This window comes from Acetobacter sp. KSO5 (genome assembly GCF_044094635.1).
In the GTDB taxonomy this organism is placed as follows: Bacteria; Pseudomonadota; Alphaproteobacteria; order Acetobacterales; family Acetobacteraceae; genus Acetobacter; species Acetobacter cerevisiae.
The window spans coordinates 104,364-123,772 of sequence record NZ_CP172014.1; the positions used below are offsets into that span (position 1 = coordinate 104,364).

The following is a 19,409-nucleotide window of genomic DNA, read 5'->3' on the forward strand; positions in this document are numbered from 1 at the left end:
CCCTGACGCCGCAGGCAACGTGAAACGGAGCTAGGACGGCATGGCACGGCATCCCGCAAGACGGGCCCATATTCTGGCACTGATTGGTGCCGGTCTGCTTATTGTCACGTTCGGGACTATGGGCATTGAGCTGGGTAACGAAATGGCCCGCCATGGCGATCTGGATCGCCGGAGCACCGCTGCTGGCAGTTACCTGCGCAACCTGCACCATGCGACCAGCGAGGCCCGGATCTGCCATTATGCCTGGCTGGCCAAGGGGCAGGAGCGGGATGAGACCTGTTATGAGCGCGCCATTGCCCAGCTTGGCGCAGCCCGACAGGATTTTACGGCGTTCAAGGCCATTCAGAAGCGGCAAGGCAGTGAGCGATCAGAACCTCTGAGTGCGGTCGATAATGGTCTGACGCAGGTTGCCGGCTGGAAGACAACCGGCGGGGCGATGCCGGAGGGTGGCGAACAGGTTCTGGCCACTCTTGATGATAACCTTTCCGTTCTTAGCCGCGTCAGCACGCTGGATCAGGCAGACCGCGTGGCCAATATGCTGCGCAATACCAGCTGGCAGCGGCGTCTGGGGCTTCTTGGTATTCTGACAGGTGTGCTCAGTCTGATTTCCGCAGGCTGGGTTTTGGACCGGTCTTCTCTTGCCGCAGCGCGGGCGGAAGCATCCTCGCGTGATCTGGCATTGCGTCTGCGCGCCACGCTGGACAGCCTGAGTCTGGGTGTTGCGGTGTTTGGCGCTGATGGCCGCCTGTGGCACTGGAACGAGCAGCTGCGGACTGTGCTTGGGCTGGAAAAGGATTTTCTGAAGCTCGGCCTCTCTTATGAAGAGCTTAGCGCTGTTCTTGTAGTGGGGGGCGTACCCCTTCTGGAGCCGTTCGAGCATATTGAAGCCAGTCTGTCGCGCGGTGAATCTGCGCCGCCGGTCATGGTGGAATGTAACGGGATTAATGGTGCGGATCTGGAACTGTGCCGTACCCTGTTCTTCGCGCCGGATGGTGCAGCGGAGCGCCGGGGCTTTGTGCTGACGGCAGCCGATATCACCCTCCGCCTGCGCAGTGAGCGCGCTCTGGGTGAAGCCCAGAAACTCCGTGCCCTTGGCCAGTTGACCGCTGGCATTGCGCATGACTTTAAAAATCTGCTCACCGTAATCTTAGGCAATCTGGAACTGGCGGCGGATCATGACCAGCCCGATCATGTGGAGCAGCGGCAGGAATATCTTTCTGCCGCCACGCATGCCGGGCGGCGGTCCGAGGCGCTGACGGGCCAGTTGCTCTCCTTCATGCGGCGGCAAAGCACGACGCCGGATTCCTTATCCCTGTCCGATCTGTTCTCTTTTTTGAGCGGGTTGCTGGGGCGGATTATCGGCTCCCGTATTGTCGTGGAATGTGGGGATGTTTCGGGTGTCTGGTCCGTGCGGGCAGATCCAGCGCAGCTTGAAAGTGCTGTGCTGAATCTGGCCATTAATGCGCGGGACGCCATGCCCACAGGCGGGCGTCTGCGCATAGTCGCGCGGAATGTCACCTTCCCCGTCAATGCCGACCTGATGAGCCTTCCGGTGGAAGAGGGCCGCACAATGCGCGTGGTGTCAGACCCCACGCCGCTGACCGCAGGGGACTGGGTGCGGCTGGACGTGATTGATAGCGGCAGCGGCATGACGAAGGAGGTTCTGGCGCATCTGTTTGAACCCTTCTTCACCACCAAGAGTGAAGGCGCGGGCACAGGGCTGGGGATGGCCATGGTTCTGGCGTTTTCTCAGCAGGCGCGTGGGCGCGTCGTGGTGGCAACTGGTGCCTCGTGCGGCACGGAGGTCTCCCTGTGGCTTCCCCGCGCCGTGACGGATGTGAAGGAGGTTGTGCTGCCCAAATGCGCACCGGCGGCTCCGGTGCAGGAGCGACAGATGCAGGTTCTCGTAGTGGAAGATGATGCGGCCATTCGGGATATTGTCGTCACCATTCTCAGCATGGCCGGGCACCGGGTGCTGGAAGCCGGGGACGGCGAGCAGGCGTTTGACGTGGCGGCTGCGGCCAAGGGGCGGATCGATCTGCTGGTGACGGATATTCAGCTCCCCGGCCCGCTGGATGGCGTGACGCTTTCCCGCGTGCTGGCGGGGCGTGATGCTGGTCTGGCTGTGGTCTATATGTCGGGTGAACTCACGCCGGACAGCCCCCCTCCGCCCGGTGCGCTTAAGGGGGCGCGACTGCTGCCCAAGCCTTTCCGCCGAGATGGCCTGATGCAGGCGGTTACAGCGGCTCTGACCGCACGGGCAGGGGCCTGACTCCCATCCTTCTCTCTTGCGGAAGGGGGAGGGGCGGGCTAGAGCGTGTGCCGCAAAACCATCGGAAAGGACACCACGGGCCATGACGCAGCACGAGGATATCGACCTGAAGCGTTATATTCGGAACATTCCGGATTTTCCGAAACCGGGTATCCTGTTTTACGATATTTCCACGCTGATGCGTGAGCCGGATGCCTGGCAGATCACCATGGGCCGTCTGGCACGCCAGATTGCACCGTGGGAGCCTGATATGCTGGCCGCTGTGGAATCCCGCGGGTTTCTGACAGCTGCTCCGCTGGCGGACCGCCTGGGCTGTGGCATGCTGATGCTGCGTAAACCGGGCAAGCTGCCGGGCGCCACCATCTCCCATACGTATGATCTGGAATATGGCAGTGACACGCTGCAGATTCAGGCCGACGCCATCAAACCCGGCCAGCGCGTTGTGGTGATGGATGATCTGCTGGCAACCGGCGGCACGCTCTCCGCGTCTGTCACGCTGCTGCAAAAGGCTGGCGCTAATGTAGTCGGGGCTTCTGTGCTGGTGGAACTGACCGGCCTTGGCGGCCGCGCAAAAGTGGATGCGCCAGTTAAAACCCTGCTGTCTTACGACGAATAAAACACGCTCCGCCCTGCTTTGCCTGTGACGCCTGCCTGTCAGGCATAGCGGGCATAGTAAGGTGTGAATACGTTTTTACTCTGCCCTAAGCTATGAAGGCTGCATGGCAGGTATTTCCGTAAAATACGATTGGCTGAGTGCTGCATGAGGAGTGCAGCGCTTTCTTTAGGCCAGCTCTGGCAGGCGTTTGCGCAAATTGCGCGCCAGACCCTGCTGGGGGGTGGCCCGCCGCGTAAACTGGACCACTTTCGCTGGCTGTATGCGCCGGATCTCCTGTCCTTCGGCTACGCGCTGCGGACCACCATTTCTGCTCTGATCGCACTGGGTATCGCCCTCTGGTGGGAGCTTGGCAGCCCGCAATGGGCCGCGCTGACGGTCTGGATGGTGGCGCAGGGCACGCGCGGCAAATCCATCGCCAAGGCGCGGTGGCATATGTTTGGCATGGTGGTAGGCACCATCTGCGCCATTGTGCTGGTGGCCTGCATGCCACAGGCACCGCTGCTGTATCTGTTCTGTCTGGCCGGAGGGATCGGGGCGTTCTGTTTTATCGGAACACTTCTGCCCGGCCCGGCGGCCATGACCAACTACCGTATTCATGGCATGCGGGCGTCCGGCTTTACCTACGCCATTATCGCGCTGGATGGGGTGCTGGCACCGGATCATATTTTTGAAATCGCCATGGCCCGCGCCACCTACATCACGCTGGGCATTGTGGTGGAAACCACCATTTCTTCCCTGTTTCAATACCGGCTGGAAAACCGTGCGAGAAACAGGCTGGCCAGCAATTTTGTGCAGGCGCTGGGCGGCGTGACGCGCACACTCGGCCGCCTGCTGCAAGGCGACCGGCGCTCAGTGTCCACCTCGCCTGAGGTGTTCTCCACCATTCTGACGCTGAGTGATCAGGTTGAGTTTGCCGAAATTGAGATGGGCAAACACAAGCATGAAGGCGACCACGCCCGCGCAGCCCTTGCCGCCATGACGGTCCTGATGTCGCGCGGGCTGGATCTGGCGGCCTTGTTGCAGGTGCCAGACAGCGAGGGCACCCATTATCAGCAGACCGCTGCGGACGTGAGCCACTTTTTGCAAACGCTGCCGGGTCGTGTGGATCAGGATCAGCCCGTCGCGCCCGTCCTGCGGGAGCTGGATGAATTATGTGCCACCTGCCGCCAGCTTGCAGCCGCCTGTCTGGATGAGGAAATGGTCGCGGCGACTCATACGCCGGTTGATCGGGACGAGGAGCGCGTTGTCTCCCGTCAGGGCCAGCTTTTGCACAAGCTGGGAGAAATGATGGACGAACTGCGGCTGGCGCTTGAGCAGTTCGACATGAGCCGCAACCCGCAGCCGCATGACCACTTCCGCTACGCCATGCGGTCTTACCGGGACTGGCGGATGGCGTTTACCAACAGCCTGCGGGCCTCGGTGACTATCTTCTGTTCCGGGCTGATCTGGGTTGCCACGGCCTGGCCGGATGGTCTGACCTTCATGATGTTTGTCTCCATTGTCTGCGCCCTGTTCTCCACGCTGGAACAGCCGGCTCTGGCGACCAAAGCCTTCCTGCACGGGACTATCTGCGTCATCGGCATGTGCGGCCTGCTGGATTTGTGGGTAATGGCTCAGCCCACCACGTATGAAATGCTGGCCATGTGCCTTTCCATCCCCATGCTGCTGGGCGGACTGGCTTTTGCCTATGTGCCGCTGGTTCTGGCGGCGGTGGCCTATAACCTGTTCCTGCCCATTCTGGTCGGGCCGCTGAATCAGGGCCGAATGGATGAGGTCATGTATTTCAACACGGCGCTGCCGCTCTTGCTGGCCATGGTGTTTGCCATGTGGATGTATCGGGTTTTCCTGCCGTTTGACCCCGATGGTCTGCGGTGGGACATGCGGCTGAACATTCTGCGCGGCTTGCGGCGGCTGGCCAGCCAGCGGGTGCCGGAACTGCCGTCCGAAGTGGTGGGGCGCAGCGTGGATGGCTTTGTGCGTCTGTCCACCATGACACCGGATAAAAAGTCTTTTGTGCTCAATCGCTATCTGAGCGGCGTGCTGTCCGGCATGACCATCGGGCTGAATGTGCTGCGGTTACGGGCCATTCTGGCGCAGGGTGTACTGCCGCCCGGCGCACAACGGGCCACGCAGGCCATGATGAACCGGATGCAGCGGTTTACAGGCCGGTATGGTGGGCAATATGGGCGTACGGCGCGGGCCACGCATCTGGCTGTGCAGTATCTGGTGCAGCGGGAGCAGGTGGAAACAAACCTGTCCGTGCGGCTGGAAATGCTGCGCGCCCTTGCCAGCCTGAGGGTGATTGAAACGGAACTGGAGCAGAACCAGGATTTCTTTGATGCGTCCTCCCCGTATCTGGACAAGGCGTTTTCCTGACTGTGTTTTGACTCTTCCTGTGCCAGCAGGCATGGAAAAGGCGATGCCCCGGCCCCTTTCTGTTCAGACGGATACAGCAAAATGACCGCCTCCCTTCAGACGTCATTCTGGCAAGAGCAGGCAGACAGCCTGTACCCACGGGTAAGCCATGTTATTCCGGCCATGGAGTGGCCCGCTTTTTCTGAAGATATTGCCGCTATTCTGGCCCTTAAGGAAAAGCGTAACGCCGTCATCCTGGCGCATAACTATCAGACGCCGGAGATTTTCCATTGTGTGGCGGACGTCACCGGGGATTCCCTTGCTCTGGCGCGTAAGGCGCAGGATGTAAAAGCCGATGTGATTGTTATGGCGGGGGTGGCCTTCATGGCTGAGACCGCCAAGCTGCTGAACCCGTCTAAAACGGTGCTTCTGCCATCTGTTGAGGCAGGATGTTCACTGGCGGATTCTATCACCGTAGCCGATGTCCGGCTGATGCGCGCCCGTTACCCCGGCGTGCCGGTGGTGACGTATGTGAACACCTCAGCCGATGTGAAGGCAGAAAGCGATATCTGCTGCACCTCCGGCAATGCCCGCCAGGTGATTGAAAGTCTGGGCGTGGATGAAGTGATCATGATCCCCGATGAGTTTCTGGCGCAGAATGTGGCGAAGGAAACCGGGGTGAAAATCATCACCTGGAAAGGCCATTGTGAGGTGCATGAGCGTTTCACGCCGGAAGAAATCCGCCAGTGGCGCGCCGCATGGCCGGGTCTTGTTGTGCTGGCGCATCCGGAATGTCCGCCGGAGGTTGTGGCGGAAGCCGATTTTTCCGGCTCAACTGCCGGGATGTCAGAGTTTGTGGCGTCTGGAAAAGCCGGACGTGTGCTGCTGGTGACGGAATGTTCCATGAGCGACAATCTGGCCGTGGAACATCCCGAGGTAGAGTTTGTCCGCCCGTGTAATCTGTGCCCGCATATGAAGCACATCACACTCTCCGCCATCCGCAAATCGCTGGAACAGATGGAAGTAGAAGTGACGGTCGATCCCAGTGTGGCAGACCGCGCCCGTCTGTCCATTGAGCGGATGCTGGCGGTTTAAGGCGATTTCCCCTCACGATTTTTGAAGAAGAGAACGAGACGCTCCATGCTGCCTGCCCTGCCTGATATCATGCTCGAACCGCTGGTGCGGGCCGGACTGCTGGAAGATCTCGGACGCGGAGGGGATCTGACGACCAGCGCCGTTCTGAAAGGGACAGAGCGCGTCCGGGTGACCCTGCGTTGCCGGGAAAAAGGTGTGCTGGCGGGGCTGGATCTGGCTCGATTGTCCTTTCACCTGATGGACCCCTCTCTGCTGTTCGAGCGTCTGAAAATGGAGGGCGCGCCTCTGGAACCCGGTGATGTAGTGGCCGTGGTGGAAGGCTCTGCCCGCTCCATTCTGACAGGCGAGCGGGTGGGGCTGAATTTCCTCTCCCACCTCAGCGGTATTGCTACCGCTACGGCGCAGATTGTAGCCAGCATGGCGGGCACAAAGGCACGTCTGTGCTGCACGCGCAAAACGCTGCCCGGTCTGCGGGCGGTGCAGAAATATGCCGTGCGGGCCGGTGGGGGGATCAGCCATCGGATGGGGCTGGATGACGCCATTTTGATCAAGGACAACCATATTGCGCTGGTGGGCAGTGTGCAGGAAGCCGTGGCGCGGGCGCGCAAGGCAGCGGGTCATATGGTGAAAATTGAAGTTGAGGTCGACACACCCGAGCAGTTGCAAGACGTGCTGGCGGGGGAGCCGGTGGACGCCGTGCTGCTGGACAACATGCCGGTGCCCATGCTGCGCACCTGTGTTGAGATGATTAAAGGCCGCCTGCTGACTGAGGCCTCCGGTGGCATTACCCCGCTGACGGCTGCGGCCATTGCCGGGACGGGGGTGGATCTGCTGTCCGTCGGCTGGCTGACGCATTCCGTCAAAGCGCTCGATTTTGGTCTGGATTTTGAAAAGACCCTTTGAACGTCAACATCCTCACGTCCCGGTGTTTTGTGTAACCCTTGGGGCAGGTCACGCGTTAGTCGGTAAAATGTGAGTCTGATCCCTTGAGTTCACCTCCGGAACCTCATGGGATGATGCACGAAAAATAAGAGGCAGCCTTTATGTCAGAGTCTTTCAGCACAGCGTCGTCCACCCCGGCGGAAGAGTGGTCGGAAACCCGGGTGCGGGTTTTTCTGCGCGAGATGTTTGATGCCGCCGTGGCGAGCGCCAGCCCGTTCCATGTGCTGGCGCGGTTCCTGCCGGAAAAACCCAAGGGGCGGTGTGTTGTGGTGGGGGCTGGCAAAGCAGCCGCTTCCATGGCGGCGGCGCTGGAAGCCGCATGGCCGGATGTCCCGCTGGAAGGCGTGGTCGTCACGCGGGACGGGCATGCCATGGCGACCCAGTCCATCCGTGTGCTGGAAGCCTCACACCCGGTCCCGGATGAACGGAGTGAGCAGGCGGCCCGGGAGATTCTGAAAACGGTGAAGGGGCTTCAGGCGGATGATCTGGTTATCGCCCTGATCTCCGGTGGTGGTTCGGCTCTTCTGGCACTCCCCGCTGAGGGCATTACGCTGGATGAGAAAAAGCAGATTGCCCGCCAGCTCCTGCATTCCGGCGCGACCATTACAGAGATGAACACCGTCCGCCGCCATTTGTCCGCCATCAAGGGTGGTCGGCTGGCACAGGCGGCTTATCCGGCACGGGTTGTCTCTTTGGTGATCAGCGACGTTCCGGGTGATGACCCGGCCGTCATTGCCAGCGGCCCCACACTGCAGGATAAGACCACGGCGCAGGATGTGCTGCGCATCATCCAGAAATATGATCTGACGTTACCCCCGGCAGCACAGGCCTTGCTGGAACGGGAAGCCAGTGTAGCAAAGCACACGTGTCCGCCCGTGGCGGAGGGCAATAGCCTGACACTGATCGCAACGCCGTTCTTCGCGCTGGAAGCCGCAGCCGATGTGGCGCGCCGGGCGGGTGTAACCCCCATTATTCTGGGAGACGCGCTGGAAGGGGAAAGCTGTTCTGCCGGGGTTCTGTTTGCTGGCATGGCCCGATCTGTCAAACAGCACGGCCATCCTGTGGCTGCTCCTGCTGTGCTGCTGAGTGGCGGCGAAACGACTGTGACCATCAGGCCGGGTGAAAAACCGGGCAAAGGGGGCCGTAATACGGAATTTCTGCTGGCCTGCGCGCAAAGTCTTGCCGGTGAAGCGGGAATCTGGGGTATGGCCGGGGATAGTGACGGGATTGATGGGACGGAAGATGCGGCTGGTGCTTTGATCGGACCGCACACTCTCTCCCGCGGTGTCGCGCTGGGTTTAAGCGCCGAAGATTTTCTGAAACGGCATGATAGCTACAGCTACTTTAAAGAACTGGATGACCTTGTGATGACCGGCCCAACGCTAACTAATGTGAATGATATTCGCCTGATTCTGGTTCTGTAAAAGGCGCTTTTCAAACTCAGTCTTCCAGAGCGTGTCTGACAGCGTCCCGCAGAGCCGGGATGACCACGTTCTGGAAGTCCGGCGTTTTCCGCTCCCACGCCCCTGTTCGCCATGAGGGGTGCGGGAGAGGGAAATTGCCGGGGAGATACGAGCGGAAATCCAAAACCCGTTCAAAAACCTTCCCTTTTCCCAAAGCATAATTCTGCGCGTATGATCCCACAAGCAGCGTCAGGCGCAGATTGGGCAGGAAGGACAGGATACGCTCCCGCCACAGGGACGCGCATTCCGGCGGCGGTGGCCGGTCGCCCCCTTTTGGTAAAACCCCGGGATAACACAGGGCCATTGGCACAATGGCGACCTGTTCTGTGTCGTAAAAAACATCCGGGCTCATATCCAGCCAGGAGCGCAGGCGCTCGCCAGATGCATCATTAAACGGGATGCCGGTATTATGCACACGCGTTCCGGGCGCCTGTCCGGCAATCAGAATCCGGGCGCGGGGCGAGAGGCGCACAACCGGGCGGGGCCCGAGCGGCAGCTTGTGCGCACAGGCCTGACACCCCTGCAGTTCTTTCAGAAAACTGGCGAGAGCTTCATCCTGTTCCGCAGCGGTGCTGTCTGCGGGAAAGCCGGGAGTATGTTTGGAAAAGAGAGAGGCCATGCCAAGGATATGTGGTGGGGCGTTCCATTCCACAATATGCGGCCTTCCCGAAGCGTATCACGCATAAAAAAACACCGCGCTGGCAGGACCAGCGCGGTGTTTTCAGATCTGCCCCGGTTAAGGGGCAGAGTGAGAGAAGAGGCGGCTTACTGTGCTGCGTCTTCACCCGTGTGGGTCTGCGGAGAGAACGTCCAGCCAGCGCCGTAAGGCTGCGGATGGAAGACACCCCACGTTGCCGTGTCGCTCCCACCAAAGCCCCAGGAAGCGGAGGAGATCGGTGCATGATCAACACGCAGCTTCTGGATATCAGAGGCCGTCACGTTAGCAGGAGCTTTGTTGCCCCATGCCGTGCGGATGAAGTTCACGACATCAGCCATCTGCTGGTCAGACAGAACGCTCTTGTAGCCCGGCATGGCGACAGCGGACGGAGCCCAGTTGGTCGGCGGCAGAACCGCACCGTCCACAATGATGTGGGCGACAGATGTCGGGTTTTCAGACACCACAACCGGGTTGCCAGCCAGCGGCGGGAACATACGGGCTACACCACCACCGTCGTTACGGTGACAGATGGCGCACTGGTCAACATACACGCTGGCGCCGGGGGTGCCGGACGTGTTGTTGGAGTCCAGAGCCTGTGCCGTGGACGGGTCATACTTGTAGTCACCCCGTGCCGGCGGAACCGGGGGCAGGGCCTTCAGGTATTTCGCCATGGCGTGCAGGTCAGAATCCGTGAAGTACTGGGTGCTCCAGCCCACCACGTCTGCCATGCCACCAAACACTGCGGAATGGTCGGTACGGCCAGATTTCAGGAACTGATAGAGGTCTTCTTCAGACCAGCGACCAACACCCATAACCGGATCGTTCCGCAGGCTGGGGGCAATCCAGTTATCAATCGGAGCGCCACCGGCCAGGAAGTCTGCGCCGCCAGAGGCATCCAGAGCTTTTTCCTGCATGCCAAAGCCGCGCGGCGTATGACAGGCACCGCAATGGCCCGGACCCGTGACGAGGTATTCACCGCGGGCAATGTCAGCATCCGTGCCCGGAGCCGGCGTGAAGTCCTTGGGTGCCGGAGCAAACACGGAACGCCAGATGGACAGCGGCCAGCGCATGGACATCGGCCAGGAAATGCCAGCCGGTTTGTTGGCATCGGCAACCGGCTTCACACCATGCATGAAGTACGCATACAGCGCCTTCATGTCGTCCTGCGTCATCCGTGCAAAGGACGGATAAGGCATGGCGGGATAAAGCGTGCTGCCATCCTTACGGACGCCGTGGCGAACGGCTTCGTCAAATTCCTTGAACGTGTAGGTGCCAATCCCGTGGGTCGGGTCCGGCGTGATGTTCGTGGAATAGATGGTGCCAATGGGGGTCTGAATAGACAGACCACCCGCGTATTTCTGGCCATGCAGCGCTGTATGACAGGCCACGCAGTCACCCAGACGGGCGACATACTCACCTTTTTTTACCAGTTCATCATCAGTGCTCTGGGCATGGGCCAGAGAAGTTCCTGCCAGAAGCCCGACAGTGACCGCTCCAAGAGCGGCTTTTAGTCCTTTGATCATCGTTTTTACCACTGTATCGCTTGTGTGCCGAATGACGTCATGACTCTGCCGGACCATTACGGCGTGATGCCGAGGGTCGCGTTTTCAGGAATGCCCTTGTCATTCTTGCGAGCATCCACTTCACGCTGATACGTTTCGTTCGCGCGCTTGATGAGGAACTGGCGAATGGCCTCAATCTCATCAGGCTTCATGCTCGTATCAAAACGATCCATGCCGTAGGCTGTCAGAGCACCGCGACCGACAACGTTGTAGAACGCATCCTGATGGCGGATTGAGCCGGACCAGCGCAGATCAGGCAGAACGCCAGCACCTTCCCCGTTATCGCCATGGCAGGCGGCGCAATAGGTCTGGAACTGGAAGTAGCCGTTATCCGTCACCTTGGTGTCATACTGTGCCGGCGGCTTGACGGGCAGGAAGCCCTTGTCGTTCTGCGGCGGCAGAACAGCATTGCCATCCAGAGAGAAGGCCACAACGCGGGAGTGGTTGACTGTCCAGCCGGACGTACGGGCCAGACCACCCAGGAAGAACGGATAGATCCCGCCCCAACCCACTTCCACAGCCACGTACTGCTTGCCTTTTGCCTTATAGGTAATTGGCGGAGCAATAATGCCGCTCTGTGCATCAAAGTGGAACAGATCTGCACCGTTCGTGGCGTCGTAGGCGTGGAATTCGCCGTTAGCCAGACCCTGGAACAGAAGATCACCACCAGTTGCCAGCAGACCGCCATTCCAGGGGCCTTTGTGGTCAACAACCCAAGCAGCCTGCTGCTTCTTCGGATCCCAGGCCACAATCCAGCCCTTCAGATCTTTCATGAAAGCCGTGCGGGCTTCGGGGGTATCGGGCAGACCAGCTTTGGTCATGTCCAGACCGAGGTTCCAGGAGTCCGGGTGCGGCTTGAAGCCACCAACCTGGTTTTTATACAGGAACGGAACCTGCTGCGCCGGGATATAGACCAGACCCGTTTTGGGGCTGTAGGCCATGGCAGCAAAGTTATGCCCGCCCAGATCGCCCGGAATGCCGTACCATTCCTTGCCGTTCAGGGTGTAGAGCGCATCCGGGTTATAGATCGGACGACCCGTCTTGGGGTCCAGACCCTGGGCCCAGTTCTGGTACACATAGTTGTTGCCGGACAGGAATTCACCCGTTTTGGCGTCCAGAATGTAGAAGAAGCCGTTTTTCGGCGCATGCACGATCACGTGGCGTTTTTCACCATTGATCGGCAGATCAAGCGTCATGATCTGCTGGACCGAGGTGTAATCCCACTGGTCCATCGGCGTTTCCTGGAAATGCCAGACGTATTCGCCGGTTTCAGGCTTAACGGCAACAATGCTGCCCAGGAACAGGTTATCGCCAATCCCGTCGGAACGATATTTGTAGTTCCAGGGGGAGCCGTTACCAACAGCCAGATAAACCAGATCGGCTTCCGGGTCATAGACAATGGAGTCCCAGACCGTGCCGCCGCCGCCCTGACGCGTCCAGGCGCCCGTGGGGCTCCAGGTCTTGTAGGCTTTGTTCATCAGCGCGGAATCTGATGCAGCGTGGTCAGGCTGGTTCTTGTTGTTCGGAACCGTATAGAAGCGCCAGTCCATCTTGCCGGTTTCGGCATCGTAGGCGGTCACAAAACCACGGGCACCAAATTCGGACCCGCCGTTGCCGATCAGAACGCGACCTTTTGCAACACGCACAGCGCCGTCAACCGTATAGGAACGCTGCTGGCCCAGAGAGGCATCTTTGGGGATGGTGTTCACGCTCCACACCAGCTTGCCGGTTTTGGCATCCAGTGCGATCAGGCGGCCATCAAACGTGCCAAAGTAGACTTTGCCGTTCCAGTATGCCGCACCACGGTTGACCGTGTCACAGCAGCCTTTGTCCGCAATGTTGCCCGGCGTGCGCGGGTCATAGGCCCACAGCAGCTTGCCGGTTGCGGCGTCGAGCGCCTTCATTTTGGACCAGTTGGTGGTGGCATACATCACGCCGTCCACAACCAGGGGCGTGCCTTCCTGCCCGCGGTTTGTGTCCAGGTCGTAGAACCAGGCCAGCTTCAGGTTGCCAACGTTGGACCGGTTGATGTCCTCCAGCGGGCTGAAGCGCTGTTCCGTGTAGGTCCGGCCATAAGAGAGCCAGTTTTCAGGGTGATCATCCGCATGGATAATCGCTTCCCCTGTGTTGCTTTGGGCGTCAGCGTAGGCAGGCACTGCCGCATACGGCAGTGATGCGGCGCAGATCGTTCCAGCCGCGAGAATTCCTAGCAGCGAACGTCTCTTGGCGGAGGCGGGGCGGGTCATGCGTTAGCGTCCTCGACTGATATTAAGGTGAGGAAAGAAGAAAAAAAGCCGGCAGGCCGGTTTCTCACAATCAGCCAAGAGGCCCAGTTTCTGTCAATCACGCCAGATGAATAGCTGCCTCCATGTTCCTGGAGATTATCTAGCCGTTACAGCAGCGTAGAGGCACCGCCCCGTCTTGTAGCTGGGTGATCACGAACTGTAATAGTTTATGTTATAACACGTGATGGGGGGACTTAAATAATCCTGCTAAAATGATATTCCTCTTCCGGAATAATGAGGGGCGTTTCCTCGTTTTTCCAAGAGCTGAAAAGGGTAATTTCGGAAATGGTGTGTTCAGAAAATGTCTGTGGATGATGCATCTGAATCCACTGACTGACGTTGAGTGAAGGGACGTCCGTAACAGCGGCCAGAGGAATGGTCAGGGGGGTATAAAGTTTGGGGTTTTGCACCCCCGCCCGTTGCATGGCCGAACGGATTTTCACGGAAAGGTGATCAAGCTGTGAGGGCTGTACTTTTATTCCGAGCGAGATTCGGTCCTTGCGTAGGGAAAGTTCAAATCCATCTGTCGTGAAGGAAAGCGGCGTACGCGGGCAAATGTTCCGCAGAGCGTGATCAATTTCTTCCAGAAGTGTGGGATCGGTAATGTTTCCGAGCGCGCAGAACGGCAAAAAGAGAAAAGACTCCGGCACCCAGCTCTTGTCTGGAAAATGAGCCTGAAGCCCAAGCAGGGTTGTTCGGAGTTCCGCAGGGAGTGTCGCGCCAATTATAAGGTACATCGTCAGACCTTCATCATCTCTCAGGCTGGTCATGAAAGGGGTTGCTAACCCTTGACGCAGGGGCAGGGCAGCCACAAGTATAAAGCAACGCCGGCTTGTCCGGACAAGGAGAGGAAAAGATGTCGTTCAGTCACGACTACCGTTCACCCACAGCAGCTGCGGGCTTAAATGCCCAGGCCGGCGCACTGGATGCAGGTCTGCGCGCCTACATGCTGCGCGTTTATAACTGGATGGCCTCAGGCCTGCTGCTGACAGGCATCGTGGCCTACGCCGTGGCCTTTACCGGCTTGCGGAACCTGTTTTTCCATCTGACCCCAATGGCTGGCGGTCTGGCCCTGCGCCCCACGCTGCTGGGGGATCTGGCCATGATTGCGCCGCTCGGCTTTGTGCTGGTGATGTCCTTTGGGGTTAACCGCCTGTCCCGACAGGGCGCGCAGGGTCTTTTCTGGGCTTTCTGTGCGACCATGGGCGCCAGCATGGCCAGCATTTTTCTGGTCTATACCGGTGTCTCCGTTGTGCGCGTCTTTCTGGTAACGGCCTGCACCTTCGCGGCAACGTCTCTGTGGGGCTACACGACCAAGGCTAACCTGCTGAAGTTCAGCTCCTTCCTGATGATGGGGCTGTTCGGACTGGTGATTGCCGGTCTGGTGAATATCTTCCTGAAAAGTTCGGCAGTCTATTTTGTCTACAGCATTATCGGGGTGTTCATCTTCACGGCGTTCAGTGCGTTTGATGCCCAGCGTATCCGGGTCACCTACCCGCAGTATGCGGCGTATGAAGGTCCGGATGAAGCGGCCAAACGCAGCGTCTATGATGCGCTGAGCCTGTATCTGAATTTCATCAACCTCTTCCAGTTCCTGCTCCAGTTCATGGGCGTGCGGAACTCCAACGACTAAGGTTGGAAATAAGAGGTCCAGACTCCTTAATTCGAGGAGTCTGAATAAATCTGGAAAGCCCGGCCTGCAGAGGTCGGGCTTTTTTGTGTGGCCAGCTATGCAGTGAAGGAAAGGGCATCTGCCCATTCAGAATGCGTTCAAAATAAGACTTATGTTGAGCATGAGGAAGTGGCTCACATATCTGTGATTTGAGGTGGAGTGCTATAACACCCTGATTTAGAACAGAAAAAAAATCAGGACATTTTTAGTATGTAATATTTCGTAACAAATAGTGAAGTCTTGTCACCCTCGAAATTCGGCGAAATAACACAGGAACGAAATGTTCTTTAGGGAATAGATCGACTGTGACGAAAGGCTGATGGAACTTTTCGGACATTGAGAATCTGCGCTTTAGGAATAAAGTAGGGCGCAAGGCGTTTTCGCTGCCCGAGGAGCCTGTTGAACTGTCGTTCCGGCTCAGGCTTTTTCATCTCTTTTCCGGAGGAGATGGCCAGTCTGTGCAGGGTTGCCGGCATTTTGGCACCCAAGGGAAGCCGGAGCGCGGTTTCTTGCTGTTGTCGGGCTTCTATGGCAGCAGGAGCGAAGAGTCTTTGTGAGGCTAAGTAGATGTCAGAACCAAGAGGCGTGCGATGAAAAACAAGTTACTGGCGAGAATGGCGCGATTGGGCGGCCTATCGTCAGCGTTGCTGCTTGCCGGGTGTGAGATGGATGTCTTGGATCCGAAAGGCCCGGTTGGCGATGGGGTGAAATCACTGATCGCCACCTCTACAATCGCAATGCTGATTGTGGTCATTCCGACCATCATTCTGTCCGTGTATTTCGCCTGGCATTATCGCCAGTCGAACACCAGTGCAGAATATCTTCCTAAGTGGTCTCATTCTAACAAGATCGAGCTGATCATCTGGGGCGTGCCCTCCCTGATCATTCTCTTTCTTGCGGTGATCACCTACCAGACGTGTCATTCTCTTGACCCGTACAAACCGCTGGAAGCCGAAGCAACCACCAAGCCGCTTCATGTTGAAGTTGTGGCTCTGGACTGGAAATGGCTGTTTATCTACCCGGAACAGGGTATTGCGACCGTCAACCAGCTGGCTATTCCGGTTAACACCCCCGTCGATTTCGTAATCACCTCTGATTCCGTGATGAACTCTTTCTTCATCCCGCGTCTTGGTTCCATGATTTACGCAATGGCCGGTATGCAGACTCAGCTTCACCTTATGGCTAACGAGCCGGGTGATTATCTGGGTGAATCCGCCAACTACAGCGGCCGTGGCTTTTCTGACATGAAATTCCGCACGCTGGCTGTCAGTGGTGATGAATTCAATGCATGGGTTGATAAAGTAAAGTCTTCCTCCGAGCAGCTGGATGGTCAGACCTATCCGAAGCTGGCTGCGCCGAGCGAAGCCAATCCTGTCGAATATTTCGCGCATGTTGAACCCGGAATGTTCAACACGATCGTTGCCAAATACAACAACGGCATGGTCATGGACAAAAGCACTGGCAAGATGATTCAGGTGCAGTCCGCGATGTCCGACATGAATATGAAGGAATAGGATCTATGCTAGGGAGACTATCGTTCTCGGCCATCCCGCTGGATGTGCCGATCCTGGTAGGCACGTTCTTGGGCGTTGCCATTATCGGTCTCGCGGTTCTGGGGCTGATTACCTATTACGGCAAGTGGGGCTACCTCTGGAAAGAGTGGCTGACTTCCGTTGACCATAAGCGTCTGGCTGTCATGTACATCGTGCTGGCGCTGGTTGCTCTGTTCCGCGGTTTTGCGGACGCCATCATGATGCGTACCCAGTTGGCCATGGCCTATGCTGGCAACCCCGGTTATCTGCCGCCGCATCACTACGATCAGATCTTCTCCGCTCACGGAACGATCATGATCTTCTTCCTGGCCATGGCTTTCATGACCGGGCTGTTCAACTTCGTTGTGCCGCTTCAGATCGGTGCCCGCGACGTTGCCTTCCCGTTCCTGAACAACCTCAGCTTCTGGATGACCGCCATTGCATTCATCCTGGTGAACGTCTCCCTGTTCATCGGTGAATTCTCACAGTGTGGCTGGCTGGCTTATCCTCCGCTGTCTGAGTCTCAGTTCAGCCCTGGCGTTGGTGTGGATTACTATATCTGGGCCATTCAGCTCTCCGGTGTCGGCACCCTGCTGACCGGCGTGAACTTCTTCGTGACGATCGTGAAGATGCGCGCTCCGGGCATGACCTGGATGAAGATGCCTGTCTTTACCTGGACGGCTTTCTGCTCCTCTATCCTGATCATGGTCTCCTTCCCCGTGCTGACCGTTGCTGTCGCACTGCTGGGTCTGGACCGTTACTTCGGTATGCACTTCTTCACCAATGATGGTGGCGGTAACCAGATGCTGTATCTCAGCCTGATCTGGTCCTGGGGTCATCCTGAAGTTTACATTCTTGTTATTCCCGCCTTTGGCGTGTTCTCTGAAGTTGTTCCTGCTTTCTCCGGCAAGCCGCTGTTCGGCTACGGCACCATGGTTTACGCAACCTGCTCCATCATGGTTCTGTCCTTCATCGTGTGGGTTCACCACTTCTTCACGATGGGTGCTGGTCCGGATGTGAATGCCTTCTTCGGCATCGCAACCATGATCATCTCGATCCCGACTGGTGTGAAACTCTTTAACTGGATGTTCACCATGTATAAGGGTCGCGTTCAGTTCCATGCTTGCATGTACTGGGCCGTGGGCTTCATGGTGACCTTCACCATCGGTGGTATGACCGGTGTGATGATGGCAATTCCGGGTGCTGACTTTGTTCTGCATAACTCCCTGTTCCTGATTGCTCACTTCCATAACGTGATTATCGGTGGTGTGTATTTCGGTTACATCTGTGGCATGAACTTCTGGTTCCCGAAGGTCATGGGCTTCAAGATGAACGAAACCTGGGGCATCCGTGCTTTCTGGTTCTGGTTCGTTGGCTTCTACTTTGCGTTCGTTCCGCTGTATGTGCTGGGCTTCGACGGCATGACCCGTCGTATGAACCACTACGACAATCCGGAATGGCACATCTGGCTGCTGATTGCTGAAGTCGGTGCTGTGCTGATCCTGTTCGGGATTGTGTGTCAGCTGACCCAGCTTTACGTGACAATTCGTGACCGCAACCTGCCCGCTAACCGTGATGTCACGGGTGATCCGTGGAATGGTCGCGCTCTGGAATGGTCCACGTCTTCTCCGCCGCCGCCGTACAACTTTGCTATTGTCCCGCACGTTCATGAACTCGATGCGTTCATGCACGATAAGGAAAACGGCATTGATACGCGTTGTGCTGGTGGGCCGTATGCTCCGATCCACATGCCGAAAAACACGGCTGCCGGGTTCCTTATCGGTGTGTTCAGCCTCGTATTCGGCTTTGCTGCAGTATGGTATATCTGGTGGCTGGCAGCCATCGGCCTGATCGGTGTGATCGGGACGGTTATTGCCCGTAGCGCCAACAAGGATATCGATTACTACATCCCTGCTGAAGAAGTTGCCCGGATCGAGAACGAGCATTCCCGTAAACTCATGGCACAGGCAGCTGAGTAATGGCGCACGACACAACTGTTCAGACCGCAGGCCACGACGAACACCATCACGAGTCCCCGGTGGTGTTCGGGTTCTGGGTCTATCTGATGACCGACTGCATTATCTTCGGCTCACTTTTTGCCGTGTTTGCAGTCCTGCATAACCAGGTTAACGGCGGCCCGAGCGGCCGTGACCTGTTCGAGTATAGCGGACTGGCGCAGGAAACAGCCCTGCTGCTGATCTCTTCCATCACTTATGGGTTCGGCATGATTGCCGCCCATAAGAATGAGGTCAACAAAGTCATCATGTGGCTGGGTGTAACGTTCCTTCTGGGTCTGGGCTTTGTTGGCCTGGAACTGAATGAATTTGCACACATGATCCATGAAGGTAATGGGCCGGACCGCAGCGCGTTCCTGTCTTCCTTCTTCACACTGGTGTCCACGCATGGTCTGCACGTAACGTGTGGTCTGATCTGGCTCGTGACCCTCATCGTTCAGCTGATGGGCACGACTGAGATCCCGGAACGTATGATGAATAAGCTCACCTGCCTGAGCCTGTTCTGGCACTTCCTGGATATCGTCTGGATCTGCGTCTTCACCTATGTCTATCTGGCGAGCATGATCTGATGAGCGATCTTCACACATCCCCTTCGGGTGAAAGCCACGGTAGTGTATCCTCATACATTATCGGGTTCGTTCTTGCGGTTATCCTGACGGCAGCGTCCTTTGGTCTCGTTATGAGCCACAGCCTGTCTCCTTCAGGTACGCTGACGGGTCTTGCGGTTCTCGCCTTCATTCAGGTGCTCGTGCACCTGCACTACTTCCTGCATATGGGCAGTGGGTCTGAACAGCGTTGGAACAACATGTGTTTCTTCTTCACTGTTGGTTTCGTCGTGATTCTGCTCATCGGCACCATGTTCATCATGAACAACACCGCCCTGCACATGATGTCCCGCTAATAAGGGACAGCTCTGCCGGTCTCGCACCGGCAGGGTCTTGT

General features: G+C 57.8%; 15 protein-coding genes. 11 read left to right on the top strand and 4 right to left on the bottom strand.

Features of this window, described 5'->3' with window-relative positions; all coding sequences use genetic code 11:
* Positions 1-40: 40 nt before the first annotated feature.
* From ACHQGU_RS00465 to ACHQGU_RS00490, 6 genes are all read left to right on the top strand, one after another.
* Positions 41-2,272 (top strand): ATP-binding protein, encoded by a 2,232-nt coding sequence (locus tag ACHQGU_RS00465; protein WP_395495525.1) that lies wholly within the window; start codon positions 41-43, stop codon positions 2,270-2,272.
* A gap of 82 nt (positions 2,273-2,354) precedes the next feature.
* A complete protein-coding gene (locus ACHQGU_RS00470; protein ID WP_062141636.1) occupies positions 2,355-2,888 on the top strand; it encodes an adenine phosphoribosyltransferase in 534 nt (177 codons plus the stop codon).
* A gap of 144 nt (positions 2,889-3,032) precedes the next feature.
* Positions 3,033-5,264 carry an FUSC family protein gene (locus tag ACHQGU_RS00475; protein WP_395495526.1) on the top strand — a complete coding sequence of 744 codons (2,232 nt, stop codon included), beginning with the start codon at positions 3,033-3,035 and terminating at the stop codon, positions 5,262-5,264.
* 81 nt (positions 5,265-5,345) lie between these two features.
* Entirely contained in the window at positions 5,346-6,338 is a 993-nt protein-coding gene (gene nadA, locus ACHQGU_RS00480; protein WP_395495527.1) for a quinolinate synthase NadA, read from the top strand.
* A gap of 45 nt (positions 6,339-6,383) precedes the next feature.
* Positions 6,384-7,241, top strand: coding sequence for a carboxylating nicotinate-nucleotide diphosphorylase (nadC, locus tag ACHQGU_RS00485; RefSeq protein WP_062141633.1), 858 nt, complete (start codon positions 6,384-6,386; stop codon positions 7,239-7,241).
* 221 nt (positions 7,242-7,462) lie between these two features.
* Positions 7,463-8,704 (top strand): glycerate kinase, encoded by a 1,242-nt coding sequence (locus tag ACHQGU_RS00490; protein WP_395496347.1) that lies wholly within the window; start codon positions 7,463-7,465, stop codon positions 8,702-8,704.
* Positions 8,705-8,720: 16 nt separating this feature from the next.
* Here the strand turns inward: ACHQGU_RS00490 and ACHQGU_RS00495 are convergent, their stop codons facing one another.
* The 4 genes from ACHQGU_RS00495 to ACHQGU_RS00510 form a co-directional block, all read right to left on the bottom strand.
* Positions 8,721-9,362, bottom strand: a complete 642-nt coding sequence (locus ACHQGU_RS00495; protein ID WP_395495528.1) for a uracil-DNA glycosylase family protein — start codon at positions 9,360-9,362, stop codon at positions 8,721-8,723.
* Between the two features lie 146 nt (positions 9,363-9,508).
* Positions 9,509-10,924, bottom strand: a complete 1,416-nt coding sequence (locus ACHQGU_RS00500) for a cytochrome c (RefSeq protein WP_062141657.1) — start codon at positions 10,922-10,924, stop codon at positions 9,509-9,511.
* 56 nt (positions 10,925-10,980) lie between these two features.
* On the bottom strand, positions 10,981-13,209 hold the full coding sequence (locus ACHQGU_RS00505; protein WP_062141631.1) for a PQQ-dependent dehydrogenase, methanol/ethanol family: 2,229 nt from the start codon (positions 13,207-13,209) through the stop codon (positions 10,981-10,983).
* A 233-nt stretch (positions 13,210-13,442) separates the two neighbouring features.
* Entirely contained in the window at positions 13,443-14,018 is a 576-nt protein-coding gene (locus tag ACHQGU_RS00510) for a 2'-5' RNA ligase family protein (protein WP_395495529.1), read from the bottom strand.
* An 86-nt stretch (positions 14,019-14,104) separates the two neighbouring features.
* Here ACHQGU_RS00510 and ACHQGU_RS00515 point away from each other — a divergent pair, with 86 nt between their 5' ends.
* The 5 genes from ACHQGU_RS00515 to cyoD all read left to right on the top strand — a co-directional run bounded on the left by ACHQGU_RS00515 (position 14,105) and on the right by cyoD (position 19,368).
* Complete coding sequence (locus ACHQGU_RS00515; RefSeq protein WP_062141629.1) at positions 14,105-14,881, top strand: Bax inhibitor-1/YccA family protein; 777 nt, start codon at positions 14,105-14,107, stop codon at positions 14,879-14,881.
* A 629-nt stretch (positions 14,882-15,510) separates the two neighbouring features.
* A complete protein-coding gene (cyoA, locus tag ACHQGU_RS00520; RefSeq protein ID WP_043549228.1) occupies positions 15,511-16,434 on the top strand; it encodes a ubiquinol oxidase subunit II in 924 nt (307 codons plus the stop codon).
* A gap of 5 nt (positions 16,435-16,439) precedes the next feature.
* Positions 16,440-18,431, top strand: coding sequence for a cytochrome o ubiquinol oxidase subunit I (gene cyoB / locus ACHQGU_RS00525; protein WP_062141628.1), 1,992 nt, complete (start codon positions 16,440-16,442; stop codon positions 18,429-18,431).
* Positions 18,431-19,036, top strand: a complete 606-nt coding sequence (gene cyoC, locus ACHQGU_RS00530) for a cytochrome o ubiquinol oxidase subunit III (protein WP_043549225.1) — start codon at positions 18,431-18,433, stop codon at positions 19,034-19,036. The genes cyoB and cyoC overlap by 1 nt, the downstream gene beginning before the upstream one ends.
* The gene (cyoD, locus tag ACHQGU_RS00535) at positions 19,036-19,368 is read left to right on the top strand and encodes a cytochrome o ubiquinol oxidase subunit IV (RefSeq protein ID WP_062250477.1); all 333 of its coding nucleotides are present in this window, start codon (positions 19,036-19,038) and stop codon (positions 19,366-19,368) included. Before cyoC ends, cyoD begins: the two co-directional genes overlap by 1 nt.
* Positions 19,369-19,409 lie beyond the last annotated feature (41 nt).